This window comes from Nocardia coubleae NBRC 108252, from assembly GCF_001612805.1.
Taxonomy (GTDB): Bacteria; Actinomycetota; Actinomycetes; order Mycobacteriales; family Mycobacteriaceae; genus Nocardia; species Nocardia coubleae.
In genome coordinates, this window is sequence record NZ_BDBD01000011.1 from 138,433 (window position 1) to 157,229 (window position 18,797).

Sequence of the window (18,797 nt, forward strand, 5' to 3'; positions counted from 1 at the left end):
GTCCGCGGTGAACACGACTCGCCCCGCTGTGGTCGAGGGCCGACGATGACCGGGCAGTCGGAGTTCCAGCGCGACGACGCGCTGTTGTCCGAGCTCACCGGAGCGCCGCAGCGGTGGTTGGCGCTGTGCCGGGAAGCGGTCGCCGAGGGTCCCGAGGCGGCTCGTGGGCTGCTCGACCTGCGCCGCGAAACCGGTGTGCTGGCACGGCATTCGCTGGCGCGGTGGAAGCACCTCGAGGCCGGCGACGACCCGCTGGAAGAGGAATCGGAGAACCCCGATCTGGAGGGTGATCGGGTCACCGCCGATGTGTCGGCGGCCCACGCGGTGGCCGCCCTCGCCCAAGCCCTGACCGGCGCGCGCGACATCGCCGAGGCGTGTGCGGTCTTCCTGCGGCACACCGAACGGGCCGGATTGCATTCGGCCGGTACTCAATTGCTCCCCGCCGGACCGATCACCGGTGGCGACGACCCGTTGGCCGAGGTGGTGCTGCACCTGCTCGGCCAGGGTGGCAGGCCCTCGCGCGGCTACGGCATCGTGACCGCGCTGGAACTGGCCGGTCGGCGACCACCGACCGTGCGGACCACCCGGGTCAGTGTGCTGTTCGTCGACATCGGGGGCGCCGGACGAGTCGGCGTGCTGCGCTTGGAACAGGTGCGCGAAGGCCCGAGCGGGTTGCACCCCGACCCGGCCGCCATGTCGTTCCTGCAGGCGGATCGCGAGTTCACCGACAGTCTCGCGCGGGCGTGGGAGGTGAGCCGGCCTGCCGCGACCGGCGCGTGCGTGCTGTGGTCGGTGACCGGGGCGGGTCGCGCGCCCGAGAACGACATCAACGGTGCGTCGATGGCGGCGGCGATGGCCGTCGCGCTCGACGACCTGGCCCCGCGCCACCAGCTGGCCCGGTGGCTGCGGGTGCGCCGGCTCGACCCGGCCTGCGCGGTGACGGCGGGCCTGTCGGACACGGAACTGACCCCGGTCGGCGGATATGCGGGCAAACTGGCTGCGGCGCAGCGTTCTTCGCTTCGGGTGGTGGTCGCCGCCACCGGCTACGAGGAGGCACGGCGGCAGGCGCCGGAGAACTTCCTCGACCGCATCGCGGCGGCCGCGACGGTCACCGAAGCTGTGTCGCGCACGCGCAGCAGACCGAATCTGGCGCTGTGGCTGGTCTCTGTCGCCGGTGTGCTCGCCGTCCTGCTCGCGGTGCTCTCGGTGACCGGTCTGGCCCGGGTCCGGGCCGAGAATGCCGCTGCCAGAGCCGAGTCGAATTCCCGGCTGTTCGCGGGCGTGGCCCGGGGTGGTGCCGACTTCGACCCCGCGCTGTCGCAGCTCGTCGCCCTCGCGGCGGTGCGTACGAGCGCCACGACGGATGCCCGATCGGCCCTGCTGGAGTTCTCGGCTCTCGGCACGCCGATCCGGATCCTGCCCGGGGTCTCCGGTGACGCGGTCTCGGCCGGTATCGACCCGCCACGGCTGGCCACCAGCATCGGTGGCGACATGATCGCGATCGGCAACGGCGACGGCACCGTGCAGCTCGTGCGGGTCGATGATGCCGGGGTGACCCGAATGCCGCCGTTCGCGGCGGTGGCCGGTCCGGTGCGGGCACTGGCCGTCAGCGCCGACCAGCGTTGGCTTGCTGTGGCCGGTGAACGCTCGGCGGTGTTGTGGAGCATCGCGGAGAATCCGCGGCGGACAACCGAATTCGCGTTGGCGGATCATCTGCCCTCGTCGCTGGCCTTCGGTCCGGGCAACGACCTGTTGGCGATCGGCACCCACGGTGGAACGGTGCTGTCCTGGCGGTTCGGTGCCGATCCCGCGCACCCCGTGCCGCAGCCCGCGCTGACTGTTCCCGGTAACCACGCGTTCGTCGCGGCCGACGACCGGGTCCTCGTCGCCGCCGGTTCCCGGATCACCGACACTGAGTGGACGACGACCGTACGGGGCTGGGACCCAACAGCTCTGGATCCGGCCCGTCCCGCTTTCGAGCTGTCGGTCGAGCGACCGAACGGCGCCGAGATCAGGTCAGTCGATGTCGACGGTGACGTGCTCGCGGTGGGGCTCAACCCCGGCGAGATCGCCAGGTGGCGTCTCGGCGCCGACATCACCCGGCCCGAACCGCTGCGCGCGATGTCGCGAGGTGCCAACGAGTACTTCGACGTGGCGCCGACCGGGGACGACCGCACGGCAGTGGTTGTCGGTGGTGATTCCCGTGCTCGCCTCCTCGATCTCGACACCGGCGCGGTGCTCGCCCGATTCCCCGGCGGATCCGTGGCGCGCGCCGAAGTATTCCGTGGCGGGCGTGCGCTGGTGACCTCCGGATTCGACCGTGCCGTGCACGTTTTCGATCTCGCGGGACAGGCCGCCGAACTCGGGCCGCGGACGCTGTTCAGACTTCCCCAAGACTTATCCGCGCCGCCTCCCGACGTGCTGCCCGACGCATTGCTGCCGCGCTTGCGCGCACTGTCGAGAACCCCCGCGGGCGCACGAGATTCCGTGGACGGCGATCCATCGGGCTTCTTCGACACCGTGGTGCTCAGCCCCGACGGGACACGAGCCGCCATCCTGAACGAACGCGCCATCCAGGTCTGGGACATCACCGATCCGACCCCGAAGCCGTTCGGGCGACCGATCGACAACGGCTTGGTCGACACGCGAGGTGTCGTCTTCGGCCCGGACGGCACCCTGGCCGTCGGGCGGGGTCTGACGTCATCGGTGGAACTGTGGGACCTGACCCGGCCCGGCGGCCCCGAGCTCCGGTCCACACTGCGATTCGGGCACGGCTATCCGACCGCACTCACCGTGAGTCCCGACGGATCGAGGCTGGCCGTCGGCAGTCACCGCACCGGGCACATCACGGTCTACGACCTGAGCGCCGGGCCCGACGCCCGACCCGTGGCGGAACTGTCCGGCCTGCCCACGGCTGGTCAGGACATGTCTCTGGCCGTCACGACAGACAACATTCTCGCCGTCGGCACCCGCGCCGGAGCCTTCGTCTACCGCCTCGGCGAACCAGGCGGGCCCCGACCCCTGCCGATCCCCGTCGCCGCACGTGGCCCCGCCGGTTCGGTCGCCTTCGACCACACCGGTACCCGCCTCGCCGTCGACGATCTCGCCGAGGACCGCATCGCAATCTGGGACTACACCGACCCTGACGCGCCGACCGTCTACGCCGCCCTGCACCACGGCGAAAGACACTGGCAGAAGACAATGCTCGCGTTCGCGGCCGGTGGAACCGTCCTCGTCGAATCCGCCACCGACGGCACCCTGCGCCGTTGGCACACCGACGCCACCACCGAAGCCGCGCGCATCTGCGCCACCGGCACCGCACCCATCACCGCGCAAGAGTGGTCGAACACCCTCCCCGGCCGTACTTTCGTAAACCCCTGCCCCACAGGGTGACAACAGGTTTGCGCGTCAGGGCCTTGGCACTGACCGACCGTGGACAACCTGCTGCGGCGCGGCACCGTCCTGCGCTACATCATCCAGAACATGGGCCGTCAGCCGATCGATCGAAGGGATCGCGACCTTCACCCTTCGGGGATGCCGAGGAGGGTGGCTCGGCATTCGCGGACGGTGGTGCGCAGGGCATCGACCACGGCGGCGACCTCGGGGCGGCGCAGGGTCTCGGGCCGGGTGACCAGCCAATAGGTGAGCTGGACCCGCACTTCGTCGGCCAGGACCCGGACGAGGTCGGGGTGGCGATCGGCCATGAAGCAGGGGAGCAGGCCGATACCGGCGGCCGCGCGGGTGGCCTCCACGTGGACGAAAACGTTGGTGGAGGAGACGGATTGGCGCATGGTCGGCGCGAAGCTGGTTGCCACGTCGAGGTCGTCGACCTGCAGGATCGACTCGATGAAATAGACAAGCGGATAACGGGCGAGGTCGTCGATGGTGGTGGGGGCGCCGTGGGCGTCGAGGTAGTCCCGGGCGGCGTAGAGGCCGAGGCAGTAGTCGCCGAGTTCGATGGCCTCGGCGCGGTGTACCTGGGGTCTGCCGACGACCACCTCGAGATCGAGGCCGGTTCGCTGGGTGGATGCGCGGCGGGTGGCGGCGACGATCTCCACCGCGATGCCGGGGTGGCGGCGCTGTACCCGCGCCGCCGACGGTGCGGCCAGGTAGGCGCTGAACCCGTCGGTCGCCGAGAGCCGCACCACTCCTTCGAGCGTGCGTTCCCCGCCGGAGGAACCGAGTGAACGCACGGCGGCTTCGACCGTCTCGGCAGCTACGAGGGCTTCGCGACCGAGATCGGTGAGCTCCCAACCGCCTGCCACTTTCGTGAGAACCCGTCCGCCCACGGCCGCCTCGAGGGCGGCGATGCGCCGGGAAATGGTGGTGTGGTTGATGCCGAGTTCGGCTGCGGCTGTGACGAACCGTCCCGACCGGCCGACGGCGAGCAGTACGAGCAAATCATCGGCACTCGGCCTGCGCCCGGACGACGCGACGGAACGGCTCATATCTGCATATTCGCAGATTGCCGCTGCGAAACTGGGCATTGCGACCGAAATGCTTCTGCACGAATACTCCTCGCATGGAATGTGAGTCAGCTCACAGCGCGTGAAGGAGTAGTGCGATGAGCGTCAGCAGCACGACCCGGCCCACCGGTGACACACCGGAGGAGACACCATCCGGGCTACGGCGGGTGGTGACCGCCTCGATGGCCGGCACCGTCGTCGAGTGGTACGAATTCTTCCTCTACGGCACCGCCGCCACCCTGGTGTTCAGCAAGGTGTTCTTCGCGAAGGGGACCAGCGACCTGGACGCGATCCTCGCCGCGTTCGTCACCTATGCGGTCGGTTTCGCGGCGCGCCCGCTCGGCGGCATCGTCTTCGGCTATTTCGGTGACCGATACGGGCGCAAGAAGCTGCTGCAGACGAGTCTCGTGCTCGTCGGCGCGGCGACGTTCCTGATGGGCTGTCTGCCCACCTTCGCCCAGATCGGTTACTGGGCGCCGGCACTGCTCGTCACACTGCGTTTCGTCCAGGGCTTCGCGGTCGGTGGTGAATGGGGCGGCGCGGTGCTGCTGGTCGCCGAGCACAGCCCCAGCCGCAGCCGCGCCTTCTGGTCGAGCTGGCCGCAGGCGGGAGTGCCCGCGGGCAATCTGCTCGCCACCATCGTGCTGCTGGTGCTAACCTCGACGCTGTCGGACGCGGCGTTCCTGAGCTGGGGTTGGCGGGTCGCGTTCTGGCTGTCGGCGGTGGTGGTGCTCGTCGGCTACTACGTGCGGACGAAGGTGACCGACGCGCCGATCTTCCTGGCCGCCCAGCAGGCGCTCGAGCACACCAAGGCCACCTCGTTCAGCCCGTTCGAGGTGTTGCGCCGTTACCCGCGTGGGGTTTTCACTGCCATGGGGCTGCGCTTCGGCGAGAACATCATGTACTACCTGGTGGTCACCTTCTCCATCACCTACCTCAAGGTGCAGGTACACGCCGATACGACCACGATCCTGTGGTGGTTGCTCGTCGCCCACGCCGTACACATCGCGGTGATCCCGCTCGCCGGATACCTCGGTGACCGGATCGGGCGTCGGCCGGTGTACCTGGCCGGTGCCGTCGCAGGCGGAACGTGGGGGTTCTTCGCGTTCCCGATGATGGACAGCGGGCACAGCGTGGTGATCCTGTCCGCCATCATCGTCGGCCTCGTCTTCCACGGGTTCATGTACGCCGGTCAGCCCGCCATGATGGCCGAGATGTTCCCCACCCGAATGCGGTATTCCGGTGTGTCGCTGGGATATCAGGTGACCTCGATCGTGGCCGGTTCGCTGGCGCCGATCATCGCGGTGCGCCTGCTCGACTCCTATGGTTCGTCGGTGCCGATCGCGGTCTATCTCGCGGTGGCGGCGACGGTCACGGTGATCGCGGTGCTGTGTGCGCGGGAGACGCGCGGGATCGACCTGGAAACGGTCGATCTGGCCGACACCGACGCACCGAAAAGGCTCGCGGCATGAGTGACCTCACCGGTCGCACCGCGCTGGTCACCGGCGCCGCGAGCGGGATCGGCGCCGCGTGCGCGCGGGTCCTCGCCGCCCGCGGCGCCGAGGTGACCGTCGCCGATCTCGACGGTGACGGCGCGAAAGCCGTCGCCCACGAGATCGGCGGCCACGCCTGGTGTGTCGACCTGCGTGACGTCGACGCACTCGTCGAGCTGCGCCTGGACACCGACATCCTCGTCAACAACGCGGGTATCCAAACCGTCAGCCCCATCGAGGAGTTCGAGCCCGAACGGTTCCGGACCATGCAAACGCTGATGGTGGAGGCGCCGTTCCTGTTGATCCGCGCGGCATTGCCGCACATGTACCGCAACGGGTTCGGCCGCATCGTCAACATCTCCTCGGTGCACGGGCTGCGTGCCTCCCGGTTCAAGGTCGCCTACGTCACGGCCAAGCACGGGCTGGAGGGTCTGTCGAAGGTGACGGCGCTCGAGGGCGGCCCGCACGGCGTCACCTGCAACTGCGTGAACCCCGGATATGTGCGAACACCGTTGGTGGACAAGCAGATCGCCGACCAGGCCCTCGTCCACGGCATCCCCGAACAGCAGGTGGTCGAACAGGTGCTGCTCACCGAGAGCGCGATCAAACGCCTGATCGAGCCCGAGGAGGTGGCCCAGCTGGTGGCGTGGTTGGCCTCGGACGCGGCGGGCATGGTGACCGGGTCGTCGTATGTGATGGACGGCGGGTGGAGCGCCCGCTAGACCCGCCGTCCCCGCGATCAGCCGGAGAAGCGCTCGGCGACCATGTCCTCGGTGAGTCCGTAGTCGGCGAGTGAGTAGTGGTGGGTGGGTTTGCGTGCGCCCGTGCGGCTTTCGGCGTCCAGGGCGAGGACGGCCGCATGGGCCTGCGGGGTGAGCTCGGTGCCGATCGACCGGTAGATCGTCTCGACGGTGCCCACGGGGTCGGAGCGCAGGTCGTCGAAGTCGATATCGATGAAGTGGGCCTCGGGGTGGCGGGCGCGCGCGGCGGTGAACTCGCGCAACCCGCGCGACCACAGGTCGAGTTGCGTGCGGCCGATGACCTCCGGGGTGAAGACGGTCGACCAGCCACGGGTGGCGTGCTCGTTGAGGCTGCAGACCGAGGGGATCACGGTCGCGGGGTCGCGATGGGTCTGGATGACGACCGCGTCGGGGTAGACGGCGAGCAGGGCGTCCAGACAGAACAGGTGACTGGGATTCTTGAGCACCCACCGGCGGGCGTCGTTCATCCCGATGAGCTGCAGGTTGCGCTGGTGCCGGGCATAGGCGGGCGTCCAGTCTTGAGTGGTGAGCCATTGCGAATAGCTCGGCAGGTAGGCCAGACACTCGTAGGAGTGCGACATCACGGACTGGCGGAGCAACTGCCAGCATTCCTCGACGTCGGCGGCGCTCATGTAATGCAGGCCCATGAATTCCGGGTTCTGCACTTGATGCTGACGCAGCCCCGCATCGATCTGCTGATAGGCGGGATTGTCCGCCCAACTCTCCTGTGGCGGGCGGGGCTGCGGGAAGTCCGTCAGCCACATCTCCAGCCCCTGGTTGGCGGGGTCGGCCGCCAGCAGGCGGTGCAGTGCGGTGGTGCCGGTGCGCGGCAACCCGGTGACGAAAATCGGTCGGGTGACCGGTGTTTCGGCGAAACCCGGATTCGCGGCCCACGCGGCCTCGCTCAGCGCACGAGCGACCAAGGTGCCGCGCAGGAAGAACCGCGACATCTTGGACCCGAGCTCGGTGAGCCCGGCCTCGTCGCGATAGGAATCGAGCAGCACCCCGAGGGCTTCGGTGTAATCGTCGGAGCCGAAATCGGTGAGGCCGGTGAGTTTGGTTGCCGAGGCGTGCAGGTCGGCTACGGTGCCGACATCGGTGCGCACAGTCATCGAGGGAAACTCCTGATCAGTTATGGTATTCGCCGCAGTTGACGTCGAGGGTCTGGCCGGTGATCGCGTTCGCCCAGTCCGAGGCGAGGAACACCACGGCGCGGGCGATCTCGGCCGGCTCGGGCAGCCGCTTCAGATCGGAACGGGCAGCGGTCTGTTCGTAGACCTGGTCGACGGTGATGCCGTACTTCTCGGCGATCTGGCCGAAGTACCACTTCAACTGGTCGCTCCAGATGTAGCCGGGCAGCACACTGTTCACCCGGATGCCCTTGCCGCCCAGTTCGGTGGCGAGGGTCTGCGACATCGCCAGCAGCGCGGCCTTGGTGAGCTTGTAGCTGCCGTAGCGGGGTTCGCTGTGGCGCACCACCGCCGAATTGATCATCACCACGGCGCCGTTGGACTCCGACAGGGCGGGCGTGAACGCCTGCGTCATCCGCAGACCGCCGAGCACGGTGAGATCGAGGCTGTCGCGGATCTGGTCGTAGTCGGTGCGTTCGAGCGGCTTCATCGAGGGCACCGAGAAGGCGTTGTTCACCAGTGCGTCGACTCGACCGAATTTCTCGACCGTGCGCGACACGAGGTGCTGCACCGCGGTGTCGTCGGTGATATCGGTAGGCACACAGAGCGTTTCGCCGTCGATCTCGGCGGCCACCTCCTGCAGCCGCGATTCGGTGCGAGCTGCGAGGACCACCTTCGCACCCGCCGCCGCGGCTTCGGTGCAGATCGACCGGCCGAGCCCCGGCCCCACACCGGAGACGACGACAACTTTCCCGTCCAGCAGGCTCATCCCAACATCCTCTCGGCGAAAGCCCGCTGCCGGGCGGCGATCCGGTCACGCCACGCGGCGGCGTCGATCCGGTTGTTGTCGTAGTACGGCAGGTGCGCGGCGACATCGGCGACGTCGACGAGTTCCACACCCGGGCCGTCGGCTTCGGTCATCGGCCGATCGGTGCGCTGCCACCGGAACTGCAGAATGCCCCGCGTGCGGCCGGTGGTCTCGATCCAGTTCGTGATGCCGGGATCGCGGTTGCTCACCACCATGCGGATCATGCCGTCCGGATCCACCTGTGCCTGGGCATGATTGAGGCTCGTCTGATGGTTCACGTAATCCAGTGAGATGTACCAGAGGCTGCCCAGCTGGAACCCCTGATACGGCGCGTCGGATTTCGGCACCGTGATCACCAGGGCCTGATCGTCGGCGAGGTCGAAATGTCCCACCGAGGAGTACTGGGTGCTGAGACCGCCCGGGGTGAGCCGCGGTGCGGTGAGGGTGTTCACCGGCAGGTCGAGATAGAACCACTTGGGGAAGTTGAACCAGGTGTGCACCCGGGTGAGCAGCATGTTCCCGGCGGCCCGGTAGCGCTTGCGCAACCGGGCCAGATCCGGTTCGTCCGGTGCGGTGCCGACGGTGTCGACCCGTTCAATGCGGATGGAGCCCTTGCGTTCGGTCCAGTCGCTGTAGACCTCGCGGACCGCGAGCATCGAGGCGCCCTCGCCGAGCGGGAAATAGTCCTCGCCCGCATCGGCTTTCGCCGGACCGAACCGGATCGAGAAGCTGCCGTCCGGGGCGATCGGGATTCGTCGGTCGTCGAAGGCATCGGCACCACCGGGCACGTCGGTGGCTGTGTAGTCACCCTTGAGCACCTGAAAACTCAGGTCGACGGTGCTGCCACGCACCCCGCTCACCACATACTCGGCCGTCGGCTCGATATTCGCGTGGTAGTAGAGGGTGTCCGGGTTGTCCAGGCCCATCTTGGCGTACGGGCCGGTGGAAGACACGAAGTAGGGGTGCGAGGTGCCGTGGGCCCCCGAGAGGCGGAGGCAGGCGGCGATACCGGCGGCCAGGTAGTCGTAGCCTTCGGCGCGGTCGGCGTCGCTGCGCACGAATTCCGCACCGGCGATCAGCGTTTCGGCCTGCGCGACAGCGGCGAGGAACGGGGCGGTGAGCGAATCAGGCGGTGCGCCCGTGTCGGCGGTGGTGGTACTCGGTTGGTTCAACGGACTGTGATCCCTAGCTCTCGGAGGATATGGGCGGCGATCTCGGCGGGGGAGCCGAGGTCGGGGGTGATGACCAAGTCGGGTTGCGCGGGCCGCTCGTAGGGAGAGCCGATGCCGGTGAAACCGGGCAGCTCGCCCGCACGGGCCTTGGCGTAGAGGCCCTTCGGGTCGCGGCGTTCGCATTCGGCCAGCGGGGTGTCGACGAACACCTCGTGGAATGGCAGCTCCCGGTCGGTGTGCACGGTGCGGGCGTGGTCGCGTTGCGCGGCGAACGGGCTGATGACCGACACGACCGCGACCGTTCCGGAGTCGGCGAACAGGGCGGCGACCTCGGCGACCCGGCGCACGTTCTCGTCCCGATCGGCGGGGGAGAAGCCGAGTCCGGAGTTGAGGCCGTGGCGCAGATTGTCGCCGTCGAGCAGGTAGGCGGGGCGCCCGGCTTCGACGAGCAGGCGTTCGAGTTCCACGGCGACGGTCGACTTCCCCGAACCCGACAGGCCGGTCAGCCAGATCGTCGCCCCGAGGTGTGTGCGCTCGGCACGCGTCACCGCCGAGCGATGCCACGTCACCGGACCGGTGCGTGTGCTCGACACCTCGACCGTTTCGCGACCGGTGACCATCCCTGCCGCGACCGTCTCGTCGGTGCGCGGATCGATGAGGATGAAGCTGCCCGTGCGCCGGTTCTCCCGGTACGGATCCGACAGCAGCGGACGACGGGCACGCAACCGGACCCGGGCGATGTCGTTGAGCGACAACGCCTCCACCTCCGACACGCGGTGCAGGGTATTCACGTCGAGCCGGTAGTCGATGGCCACGACCTCGGCCTGCGCGGTCTGCGCGGCCGTGCGGACGAGCAGGCTGTCGCCGGCGCGCAGCCGGGCGGTCTCGGAGAACCAGCACAGCATGGCGTCGAGTTCGGTGCTCTGGTGCGGGGAGTTGCCCGGGCGGGCGAGCAGGTCACCCCGGCCGATGTCGATGTCGTCCTCGAGGGTCAGCGAGATCGCCATCCCGGTGAACGCCTCCTCGACCTTGGTGCCGCCCGGTCCCCAGATCTCCCGCACATGCGAGGCGTGACCGGCGGGCAGGACCACCACCTCGTCGCCCGGTTTGAAGATGCCGCCCGCCACGGTGCCCGCGTAACTGCGTTGCGCCGATCCCTGCTCGGCGCGGATCACGTACTGGATGGGGAGCCGTGCGTCGATGAGGTTGCGGTCCGAGGCGATGTGCACGTCTTCGAGGTGACGCAGCAGCGGCGGACCCGGATACCAGGCCAGATGCGGTGAGCTGTCGACCACGTTGTCGCCGTGCAGGGCCGAGACGGGTACGAAACTGAGGTCTCCGACGGTCAATTTCGCGGCGAACGCGGAGAATTCCTCCCTGATCTCGGTGAAACGTTCCTCCGACCAGTCGACCAGGTCCATCTTGTTCACGCACACCACCAGATGCGGGACGCCGAGCAAGGTGGCGAGGAAGGCATGACGGCGGGTCTGCTCGCTGACGCCGGTGCGGGCGTCGACCAGAATCAGGGCGAGATCGGCGGTGGACGCGCCGGTCACCATATTGCGCGTGTACTGCACATGACCCGGAGTGTCGGCGATGACGAACTTGCGGCGCGGGGTGGTCACGTAGCGGTAGGCGACATCGATGGTGATGCCCTGCTCGCGTTCGGCCCGCAAACCGTCGGTGAGCAGCGCGAGATCGGTGGTGGCACTGCCCCTTTCGGTGCTGAGGCGCTCGATGTTGGCGAGCTGGTCGTCGAACAGGGACTTCGAGTCGTAGAGCAGGCGACCGATGAGGGTGGACTTCCCGTCGTCCACGCTGCCCGCGGTGGCCAGGCGTAACAGGTTGCGGCGCATCAGAAATAGCCCTCTCGCTTGCGGTCTTCCATCCCGGTCTCGGAGATCCGGTCGTCGGCGCGGGTGGCGCCGCGCTCGGTGAGCCGGGTGGCCGCGATCTCCGCGATCACCTGCGTCGGGGTGGTGGCGGTGCTTTCGACACAGCCGGTACACGTGGCATCGCCGACGGTGCGGAAACGCACAGTGGCCTCGAAGGCGCGCTCGCCGGGTGCCTCGGTGACGAAACGGGTCGCGGACAGCAGCATTCCGTCGCGCTCGATCACCCGCCTGCGGTGCGCGTAGTACAGCGAGGGCAGCTCGACGGCCGCCTGGTCGATGTATTCCCACACGTCGAGCTCGGTCCAGTTCGACAGCGGGAACACCCGGATGTGCTCGCCCGGCTGGTGCCTGCCGTTGTAGAGGTTCCACACCTCGGGACGCTGGGCGCGCGGCTCCCATTCGCCGAAACGGTTGCGGAAGCTGAACACCCGTTCCTTGGCGCGTGCCTTCTCCTCGTCGCGGCGTGCGCCACCGAACACGGCGTCGAAACGGTGCTCGCCGATGGCGCGCAGCAGGGTGGTGGTCTGCAAGGGGTTGCGGGTGCCGCCGGGGCGTTCGACCACGCGGCCCGCATCGATGTCGTCCTGGACCTTCGCGACGAGCAGGCGGGCGCCGGTGCGCTCGGCGGTGCGGTCGCGGAACGCGAGCACCTCGTCGAAATTGTGGCCGGTGTCCACGTGCAGCAGCGGGAACGGCAGTGGCGCGGGCCAGAACGCGCGCCGCGCCAGATGCAGCAGCACCGCCGAATCCTTCCCGCCGGAGAACAGCAGCACCGGTCGTTCGAAGGTGGCCGCCACCTCGCGCAGGATGTGCACCGCTTCGGCCTCCAGGGCCGCCAGGTGCGTCAACTCGTATCCCGTCTGCACTGTCCACCTTCCCGGCGGGCTCACGCCCGGGGTTGCGCTGTCGAATAATCGACGCTATCGTTCGGTATTATGACACCGACGATAAGCCGGGCCGAGAGCACCGGTCAAGAGGTGACGTCGGATCCGGCGTCGGCCGAACCGGATTCGAGCGTTGTCTCGGCCCCGACCCAGCGGGTGGTGAAGGTGCTCGAGCTGCTCTCGCGCCACGCCACCGAGCGGCTCACGCTGGCCCGCATCGTGCGCGAAGCCGGGATCTCCCGCGCCACCGCCCACGCCGTGCTCACCCAGCTCACCGCCGACGGGTGGACCGTGCGCGACGGCGACGGCTGCTACGGCATCGGCCTGCGGCTGCTCACCGTCGCCCGTCGCGCCGAAGCCGCGTTCCCACTGCGCCGCACCGCCGCCCCCGTCCTGCGCGCGCTGTCGGACCAGGTGTCGGCACCGGTCTTCCTCGCCGAACGCGACGGGGCGAACATCGTGGTCACCGAACTCGTCGGCGACCCGTCGGCGACCTGGATCCGGCCCGGCCGTCGGCTGCCGCTCGCCCCACCCGTCTGCCGCGAATTCGTCGCCTGGGCACCGGTATCCGAACAACGCGCCTGGCTCGCCAACGCCGACCCCACACACCGTGAGCGCCTCGCACACGTCCTCACCGAGATCCGCGCCCGCGGCTATTCCGTCGAGCGCCTGGTCGACGATTCGACACCGATGCTGGAAGCCCTTGCGGCCCTGCGTGACACACCGATCACCGCCGCCCTGCGCGCCCAGCTCGGTTCGGTGATCACCGAACTCATCACGATCGACTACCTGCCCGGAGAGCTCGGGCCCGACAACGCCGTCCTCACCGTCGCCGCCCCCATCCGCGACTCCACCGGGACCGTCATCGCCTCGGTAGTAACCTGCCCCGACTCCCGCCTCACCGCCGCCCAGGTCACCGCCCTCGGAGCCGCCACCACCGCCGCGGCCGACCAGATCACGTCGTCCACGCTCTAGTCGCCCGATCGGCCCCTCTCCGCACGTCGGGACGGGCATGCGCCTAGACCAAGACCACCACGCTCTCATGGCGGAATTTCGGCCGATTTCGCGCCATAGGAGCGTGGTGATCAGCCGTCCATGAGTGGGATGGCAGGTACCTGCAGAGGCACGCGCGGCTCTCGTCGGCGGGGTTGCGCCGTTACGCTGAGCGGGACGCCTGCTCGAGGGAGATCGGCGAGGCGGGTGTGAGGAAGGACTGGGACGTGGCAGACAACGTCGATCGCTGGTGGGAGTCGGCGGGGGCGCCGGGTGCGTCCGAGGGGGCACCCGCGGATCCGCCGGACGGTGTGGGTGGGCAGCCGGGTGCGTTCGCGCCGCCGCCGGGCGAGTATCCGGCGTCGTCCGGGTCTACTTCTCAGCCCGCGATTCCGCAACCACCGCACGGGGATCCGACGATCCTCGCTCCACAGGGGCCTGGTCCGTTTCAGCAACCGCACGGCTTGGGGGTGTTCCCTCAATCGAGTGTGCCGCAGGGGTCAGGTGCGTTTCCGCAGCCCGGTACGCCGCAGGGGTCGGAGGCCTTCCCGCAGGCATCCGGACAGCAGGGGTCCGGGGCATTCCAGCAGCCTGTGCTCTACCGGGCAATGCCGGGCCCGCAGCCGGGAATGCTGCCGGGGCCGGAGGGCTACCCTGGGGCGCCACAGGGTTATGGGCAGCCGGGTGGATACGGAATTCCCGACTCGCAGCATGGAATTCCGCAGCAGGGGCTCGGGCCGAGCATGTCTCTGCCGTTTCCGCACCACGGGCAGACCTATGGGTATGCGCCGCAGCCGCCGCGCAAGGGTAATGCCGGTCTGCTGATCGGGATCGGGGCCGTGGTGCTGGTGCTGGCCGTGGTGATCGTGACCGCGGTGGTGATCGGAACCCGTGGCGATGACGAGGCGGCGATCGCCGCGCCGACGACCACCACGCAGACCGCGCCGCCCACCGGCACCAGCACCGCACCGGTGACGCCGGGTTGGAAGGGTGTGCTGCTCGCTGACGAGCGCATCGCTTACGACGTGCCGTCGAGTTGGCAGATCGCCTCGGAGTCGGACTCGGTGGTGATCCTCGGTCTGAGCGGAATGTTCGCGGGTACCGGAAAGGCCTCCGAAGGCGAGAACTACTGTCCCGGTTCGGCCTACCGAGGACTCGCGGGGATCGCCCTCAGTACGGAGAACACACTGCCCGAGGCCGCGACCACCGCGGCCAGGATCGCGGCCGAGGGCGGCTACTCCGATTCGACAGGTGGCAAAATCACCGCCCCCACGTCGCTCACCACCAAGAGCGGCTTGACCGGGCAGTTCGTCGAGAGCTCGGGCTCGTGGACACCGGCGCGACCGGGTTGCACCACGACCACGTACTCCGTGTACACCTTCGCCTTCGAGAAGTCGGCGGGTCTGCCGATGGTCATGGCCATCCTGGTCGACCGAGGCACCACCGGCGAACTGTCCGCCGACGACGCCAAGAAGATGATCGCGAGCATCCGCCTGATCTGACGGCCGCGAACACTTGGGCTGCCGCAGCAGGCCCGCTACTGAACGGGCCTGCTGGTCAGCAGTTTCCGTGGCACCTGCACGCCTCGGCGAACTTGTCGATCCGGGTGCGTCGCACAGCGGATCGGGGCGGGAGATGGTGGAATCGCAGGATGCGTATCGGGAGTGGAATAGTCGCGGCTGTCGCGGTCGGGATCATGGCTCTGCCCGGGTTGGTCGCGGGACCGGCCGGCGCGGTAACCGACACCGCGTGCGGCTCGACCCTCTCGCAGGCCGATATCGGCGAGATCGCCCGGCTCTCGGACACTTCCGAGATAGCGGGCGGCGATACCCTGGCCCGGCTGGAGGACGCCGTCGACAGGCATCACCGGATCACCGAGATCCTCGTCGAGCACCGGGATCTGCGTGGGCTGTTCGCGATCGGCCTCGACGGCGTGGAATCCACCGCGGTGATGCCGATGCAACGAGATCCCGCGGCCTTCCTCGACCGCGAATACGCGCACTCCATCAGTATCGAACTGCTGCGCCGCTTCCTCGACAATCTGCACGCCGAATTCTCCGGCGGCGTCGTCGAACCGCAGTGGGCGCACTATTTCGCCCTCGCCAAGGACTGCGGCGCCTCGCGGGCACGCACGGCGATGGCCGGCTACAACGCGCACCTGACCGTCGACCTGACGTATTCGGTGGCCGCCGTCGGGAGTCGTCCCGAGCACGCACCGGACTATTTCAAGATCGTCGCAGGCATCGCCTCGGTCGGTGAGGTGATCGTCGACCGGACCAAAGCCGTCTACGGTGCCGACCTCGGGCCGCTGTGGCGGTTCTATTTCGTGGGGGAGGGCCTCGATCAGCTGTTCGGCGCGGGTGTGGCCACCGAACAGATGCTGATCGCCGCCGACCTCGGTGCGAACGTGGTGATCTTCAGCAACGGACTCGCGCTTCAGGACCCCGCGCTGGCGCCCACGATCCGGGCCGAGGTCGCCGCGCTGTGGCAGGCCGCCGATCTGGCGTTCGAGGCGCTGGCGCGCATCAACGCCCTCTGAACGAACAAAGCCCCGGACCGGCGGTGCGAAACCGCTTGTCCGGGGCCTTGTTTCGGTTGTCAGCCCGCTGTCTTCTCCGGATTGCGGATCTCGACGATCGGCAAGACCAGCGCGGCGGGCGCACCCGCGGGGACCACCGGCTGCTTCGGCGCGACCGGGTCGATCCGGCGGTAGCCCGCTTCCTGTGCGGGGCGGGTGTCGACCTCACCCTTGTTGGGCCAGTAGGCGGCCGCACGCTCGGCCTGCGCGGTGATCGTCAGCGACGGGTTCACCCCGAGATTGGCCGACACCGCCGCACCGTCGACAACGCTGAGCGTCGGGTAGCCGAACACGCGGTGGTAGGCGTCGATCACGCCGTGCTCCGGATCGGCACCGATCGCCGCACCACCCAGGAAGTGCGCCGTCATCGGCACATTGAACACATCGCCCCAGGTACCACCCGCGACGCCGCCGATCTTGTCCGCCACCCGGCGCGTCACCTCGTTGCCCGCCGGGATCCACGTCGGATTCGGTTGCCCGTGGCCCTGTTTGGACGTGAGCTTGCGACCGAACAGCCCGCGCTTGGTGTAGGTGGTGATGGAGTTGTCCAGGTGCTGCATGACCAGCGAGATGATGGTGCGCTCGCTCCAGTTCCGCACGCTCATGAAGCCGAAGAAGGTGAGCGGGTGAGTGATCACCAGCCACAGGAACCGCAGCCACCTCGGCACGCGCCCGCCGCCGTCGACCATCAGGGTCTGCAGCATGCCCATCGAGTTGGAGCCCTTGCCGTAGCGGACCGGTTCGACATGGGTGTCGGGGGTGGGGTGGATCGAGGACGTGATCGCGACACCCTTGGTGAAGTCCTGGCCGGGCGCGAGCGTCTTGGTCGCCGCGCCGACGATGGACTCGGAGTTGGTGCGGGTGAGCAGGCCGAGCCGGTCGGAGATCTTGGGCAGCGCACCCTCGTCGCGCATCGCGTGCAGCAGCTTCTGGGTGCCGAGCGTGCCCGCGGCGAGCACCACCTGCTTGGCGGTGTAGGTCTTGGGGTCCTTGCGCACCCAGGCGCCGGTGCGCTCGGTGGCGACGTCCCACGTGCCGTCGGGCAGCGGACGCAGCGCCGAAACGGTAGTCATCGGAATGACCTGTGCGCCCGCCTTTTCCGCGAGGTAGAGGTAGTTCTTCACCAGCGTGTTCTTGGCGCCGAACTTGCAGCCCACCATGCAGTCACCGCATTCGATGCAGCCGGTGCGCTCGGGGCCTGCCCCGCCGAAGTACGGATCGGCGACGGTCTTGCCCGGCTCACCGAAGAAGACACCGACCGGCGTCTGGACGAAGGTGTCGCCCACGCCCATGTCCTCGGCGACGGCCTTGAAGATCTCGTCGGCGGGCGTCATGTGCGGGTTCTGCACCACGCCGAGCATCTTCTTGGCCCGCTCGTAGTACGGCGTGAGTTCGGCTCGCCAGTCGGTGATGTCGCGCCACTGCGCGTCCTGGAAGAACGGCTCCGGCGGAACGTAGAGGGTGTTGGCGTAGTTCAGCGAACCACCGCCGACACCGGCGCCGCCGAGGATGAGCACGTCGCGCAGCGGGTGGATGCGCTGGATGCCGTAGCAGCCGAGCTTGGGTGCCCACACGAATTTACGCAGGTCCCAGCTGGTTTTCGGCAGTTCGTCGTCGGCGAAGCGGCGGCCCGCCTCCAGCACGCCGACCTTGTAGCCCTTCTCCACCAGTCGCAGCGCGGTGACACTGCCGCCGAATCCGGAACCGACGATCAAGACGTCGAAGTCGGTGGTTCGCTCGGACATAGAAGAGCTCCTCGATGATGTCGACAGTGACGCCGGTAACGCTAACGCCGACAGCCAGCACTGTCAAAGTCCGCACGGGGCCCGGCCCCTATGCTGGTCGCGTGCCTCGATACACCCGCGCGGAACTCGCCGACGCCAGCGGCGTCGCGGCGCGCACGATCCGCTATTACCACTCGCTCGGCGTCCTGCCCAAGCCCGGGCGCGCAGGCAAGGAAGTGGTGTATTCCGACGAGCATCTGGACCGATTGCGCGACATCGTCGCCATGCAGGGCCGCGGATTGCGGCTCGACGCCATCCGTGAGGTCTTCGACGCCGAACCGACCAGCGGCAACTGGCGCACGCTGTTCGACCCGCGTTCGGCCCAGGCCGCGCAACGCAGCGCGGAGATCGACGACGCCGAACTCGCCGCCCTGCTCGGCGACCGTGGCTCGGACGTGCTGACCGAACTGATCGCCGTCGGTTATCTGGAGCGCCGCGGCGAACGGTGGTACGTGCCGGACCGCCCGATGCTCAAGGGCGCCCTCGTCCTCTACGACGTCGGTATCGACATCCCGCTCAGCGGCGAACTGCGCACCATGATCCGCTCGCGGATGGCCGCGCTTGCCGACGAGGTGGTCCGCGCGGTCCGCGACGCGGCGGGCGGCTACGCCGGCGAGGACCTCGGTGTCGACCTGACCCGCTTCCGCGAACGGCTGCTCGCCATGGCCTGGGAGGTCGGTGGCACCACGCTGGCCGCCGAGGTGAACCGGGCCGCCGAGGAGGCTGCCGAGGCGCGCCGGGAGACGGCGGGCTCACCCCCGGTCGGCTGATCGACATGACTTTCCCCACGTGGCGCCGTCGCTACTCCCGAGGGACCGGTCGGTACGGTAGCG

The 18,797-nt window shown here is 68.6% G+C and carries 14 protein-coding genes; 7 read left to right on the forward strand and 7 right to left on the reverse strand.

Annotated features, from left to right (window positions below; all coding sequences use genetic code 11):
- Positions 1-45 precede the first annotated feature (45 nt).
- Positions 46-3,393: a WD40 repeat domain-containing protein gene (locus NCO8_RS09635; RefSeq protein WP_067638255.1), complete on the forward strand. Its 3,348-nt coding sequence runs from the start codon at positions 46-48 to the stop codon at positions 3,391-3,393.
- Between the two features lie 128 nt (positions 3,394-3,521).
- On the opposite strand, the gene NCO8_RS09640 is transcribed toward NCO8_RS09635, so the two are convergent.
- Positions 3,522-4,448: a LysR family transcriptional regulator gene (locus NCO8_RS09640; protein WP_245655296.1), complete on the reverse strand. Its 927-nt coding sequence runs from the start codon at positions 4,446-4,448 to the stop codon at positions 3,522-3,524.
- A 116-nt stretch (positions 4,449-4,564) separates the two neighbouring features.
- On the opposite strand from NCO8_RS09640, the gene NCO8_RS09645 reads away from it, so the two are divergent.
- Positions 4,565-5,938: an MFS transporter gene (locus tag NCO8_RS09645; protein WP_067638259.1), complete on the forward strand. Its 1,374-nt coding sequence runs from the start codon at positions 4,565-4,567 to the stop codon at positions 5,936-5,938.
- Positions 5,935-6,681, forward strand: a complete 747-nt coding sequence (locus NCO8_RS09650; RefSeq protein WP_067638261.1) for a 3-hydroxybutyrate dehydrogenase — start codon at positions 5,935-5,937, stop codon at positions 6,679-6,681. The genes NCO8_RS09645 and NCO8_RS09650 overlap by 4 nt, the downstream gene beginning before the upstream one ends.
- A 17-nt stretch (positions 6,682-6,698) precedes the next feature.
- Here NCO8_RS09650 and NCO8_RS09655 read toward each other — a convergent pair whose 3' ends face one another.
- The 5 genes from NCO8_RS09655 to cysD are packed head-to-tail and all read right to left on the reverse strand — an operon-like array spanning position 6,699 to position 12,591.
- Positions 6,699-7,832 (reverse strand): sulfotransferase family protein, encoded by a 1,134-nt coding sequence (locus NCO8_RS09655; RefSeq protein WP_067638263.1) that lies wholly within the window; start codon positions 7,830-7,832, stop codon positions 6,699-6,701.
- A 16-nt stretch (positions 7,833-7,848) separates the two neighbouring features.
- Complete coding sequence (locus NCO8_RS09660; protein ID WP_067638265.1) at positions 7,849-8,619, reverse strand: SDR family oxidoreductase; 771 nt, start codon at positions 8,617-8,619, stop codon at positions 7,849-7,851.
- The gene (locus NCO8_RS09665; protein ID WP_067638267.1) at positions 8,616-9,830 is read right to left on the reverse strand and encodes a hypothetical protein; all 1,215 of its coding nucleotides are present in this window, start codon (positions 9,828-9,830) and stop codon (positions 8,616-8,618) included. The genes NCO8_RS09660 and NCO8_RS09665 overlap by 4 nt, the downstream gene beginning before the upstream one ends.
- Positions 9,827-11,686 (reverse strand): adenylyl-sulfate kinase, encoded by a 1,860-nt coding sequence (cysC, locus tag NCO8_RS09670; protein WP_067638268.1) that lies wholly within the window; start codon positions 11,684-11,686, stop codon positions 9,827-9,829. Before cysC ends, NCO8_RS09665 begins: the two co-directional genes overlap by 4 nt.
- On the reverse strand, positions 11,686-12,591 hold the full coding sequence (gene cysD / locus NCO8_RS09675) for a sulfate adenylyltransferase subunit CysD (RefSeq protein WP_174550314.1): 906 nt from the start codon (positions 12,589-12,591) through the stop codon (positions 11,686-11,688). The genes cysC and cysD overlap by 1 nt, the downstream gene beginning before the upstream one ends.
- Before the next feature lie 69 nt (positions 12,592-12,660).
- Here cysD and NCO8_RS09680 point away from each other — a divergent pair, with 69 nt between their 5' ends.
- The 3 genes from NCO8_RS09680 (at position 12,661) to NCO8_RS09690 (ending at position 16,141) form a co-directional block, all read left to right on the forward strand.
- A complete protein-coding gene (locus tag NCO8_RS09680) occupies positions 12,661-13,584 on the forward strand; it encodes an IclR family transcriptional regulator (RefSeq protein ID WP_210739947.1) in 924 nt (307 codons plus the stop codon).
- A 761-nt stretch (positions 13,585-14,345) separates the two neighbouring features.
- The gene (locus tag NCO8_RS09685; RefSeq protein WP_067638270.1) at positions 14,346-15,104 is read left to right on the forward strand and encodes a DUF8017 domain-containing protein; all 759 of its coding nucleotides are present in this window, start codon (positions 14,346-14,348) and stop codon (positions 15,102-15,104) included.
- Between the two features lie 149 nt (positions 15,105-15,253).
- A complete protein-coding gene (locus tag NCO8_RS09690) occupies positions 15,254-16,141 on the forward strand; it encodes a DUF5995 family protein (protein WP_067638272.1) in 888 nt (295 codons plus the stop codon).
- 59 nt (positions 16,142-16,200) lie between these two features.
- Here NCO8_RS09690 and NCO8_RS09695 read toward each other — a convergent pair whose 3' ends face one another.
- A complete protein-coding gene (locus NCO8_RS09695; RefSeq protein WP_067638274.1) occupies positions 16,201-17,925 on the reverse strand; it encodes a GMC oxidoreductase in 1,725 nt (574 codons plus the stop codon).
- Between the two features lie 101 nt (positions 17,926-18,026).
- On the opposite strand from NCO8_RS09695, the gene NCO8_RS09700 reads away from it, so the two are divergent.
- Complete coding sequence (locus NCO8_RS09700) at positions 18,027-18,734, forward strand: MerR family transcriptional regulator (protein ID WP_067638276.1); 708 nt, start codon at positions 18,027-18,029, stop codon at positions 18,732-18,734.
- The last annotated feature ends 63 nt before the right edge of the window (positions 18,735-18,797 follow it).

What these genes read in the sequence shown, in the direction of transcription:
- NCO8_RS09650 (WP_067638261.1), top strand. Translation starts at nt 5,935, where the DNA reads ATGAGTGACCTCACCGGTCGCACCGCGCTGGTCACCGGCGCCGCGAGC.
- cysC (WP_067638268.1), bottom strand. Translation starts at nt 11,686, where the DNA reads ATGCGCCGCAACCTGTTACGCCTGGCCACCGCGGGCAGCGTGGACGAC.
- NCO8_RS09635 (WP_067638255.1), top strand. Translation starts at nt 46, where the DNA reads ATGACCGGGCAGTCGGAGTTCCAGCGCGACGACGCGCTGTTGTCCGAG.
- NCO8_RS09645 (WP_067638259.1), top strand. Translation starts at nt 4,565, where the DNA reads ATGAGCGTCAGCAGCACGACCCGGCCCACCGGTGACACACCGGAGGAG.
- NCO8_RS09640 (WP_245655296.1), bottom strand. Translation starts at nt 4,448, where the DNA reads ATGAGCCGTTCCGTCGCGTCGTCCGGGCGCAGGCCGAGTGCCGATGAT.
- NCO8_RS09685 (WP_067638270.1), top strand. Translation starts at nt 14,346, where the DNA reads ATGTCTCTGCCGTTTCCGCACCACGGGCAGACCTATGGGTATGCGCCG.
- NCO8_RS09655 (WP_067638263.1), bottom strand. Translation starts at nt 7,832, where the DNA reads ATGACTGTGCGCACCGATGTCGGCACCGTAGCCGACCTGCACGCCTCG.
- NCO8_RS09660 (WP_067638265.1), bottom strand. Translation starts at nt 8,619, where the DNA reads ATGAGCCTGCTGGACGGGAAAGTTGTCGTCGTCTCCGGTGTGGGGCCG.
- NCO8_RS09690 (WP_067638272.1), top strand. Translation starts at nt 15,254, where the DNA reads ATGCGTATCGGGAGTGGAATAGTCGCGGCTGTCGCGGTCGGGATCATG.
- NCO8_RS09695 (WP_067638274.1), bottom strand. Translation starts at nt 17,925, where the DNA reads ATGTCCGAGCGAACCACCGACTTCGACGTCTTGATCGTCGGTTCCGGA.
- NCO8_RS09680 (WP_210739947.1), top strand. Translation starts at nt 12,661, where the DNA reads ATGACACCGACGATAAGCCGGGCCGAGAGCACCGGTCAAGAGGTGACG.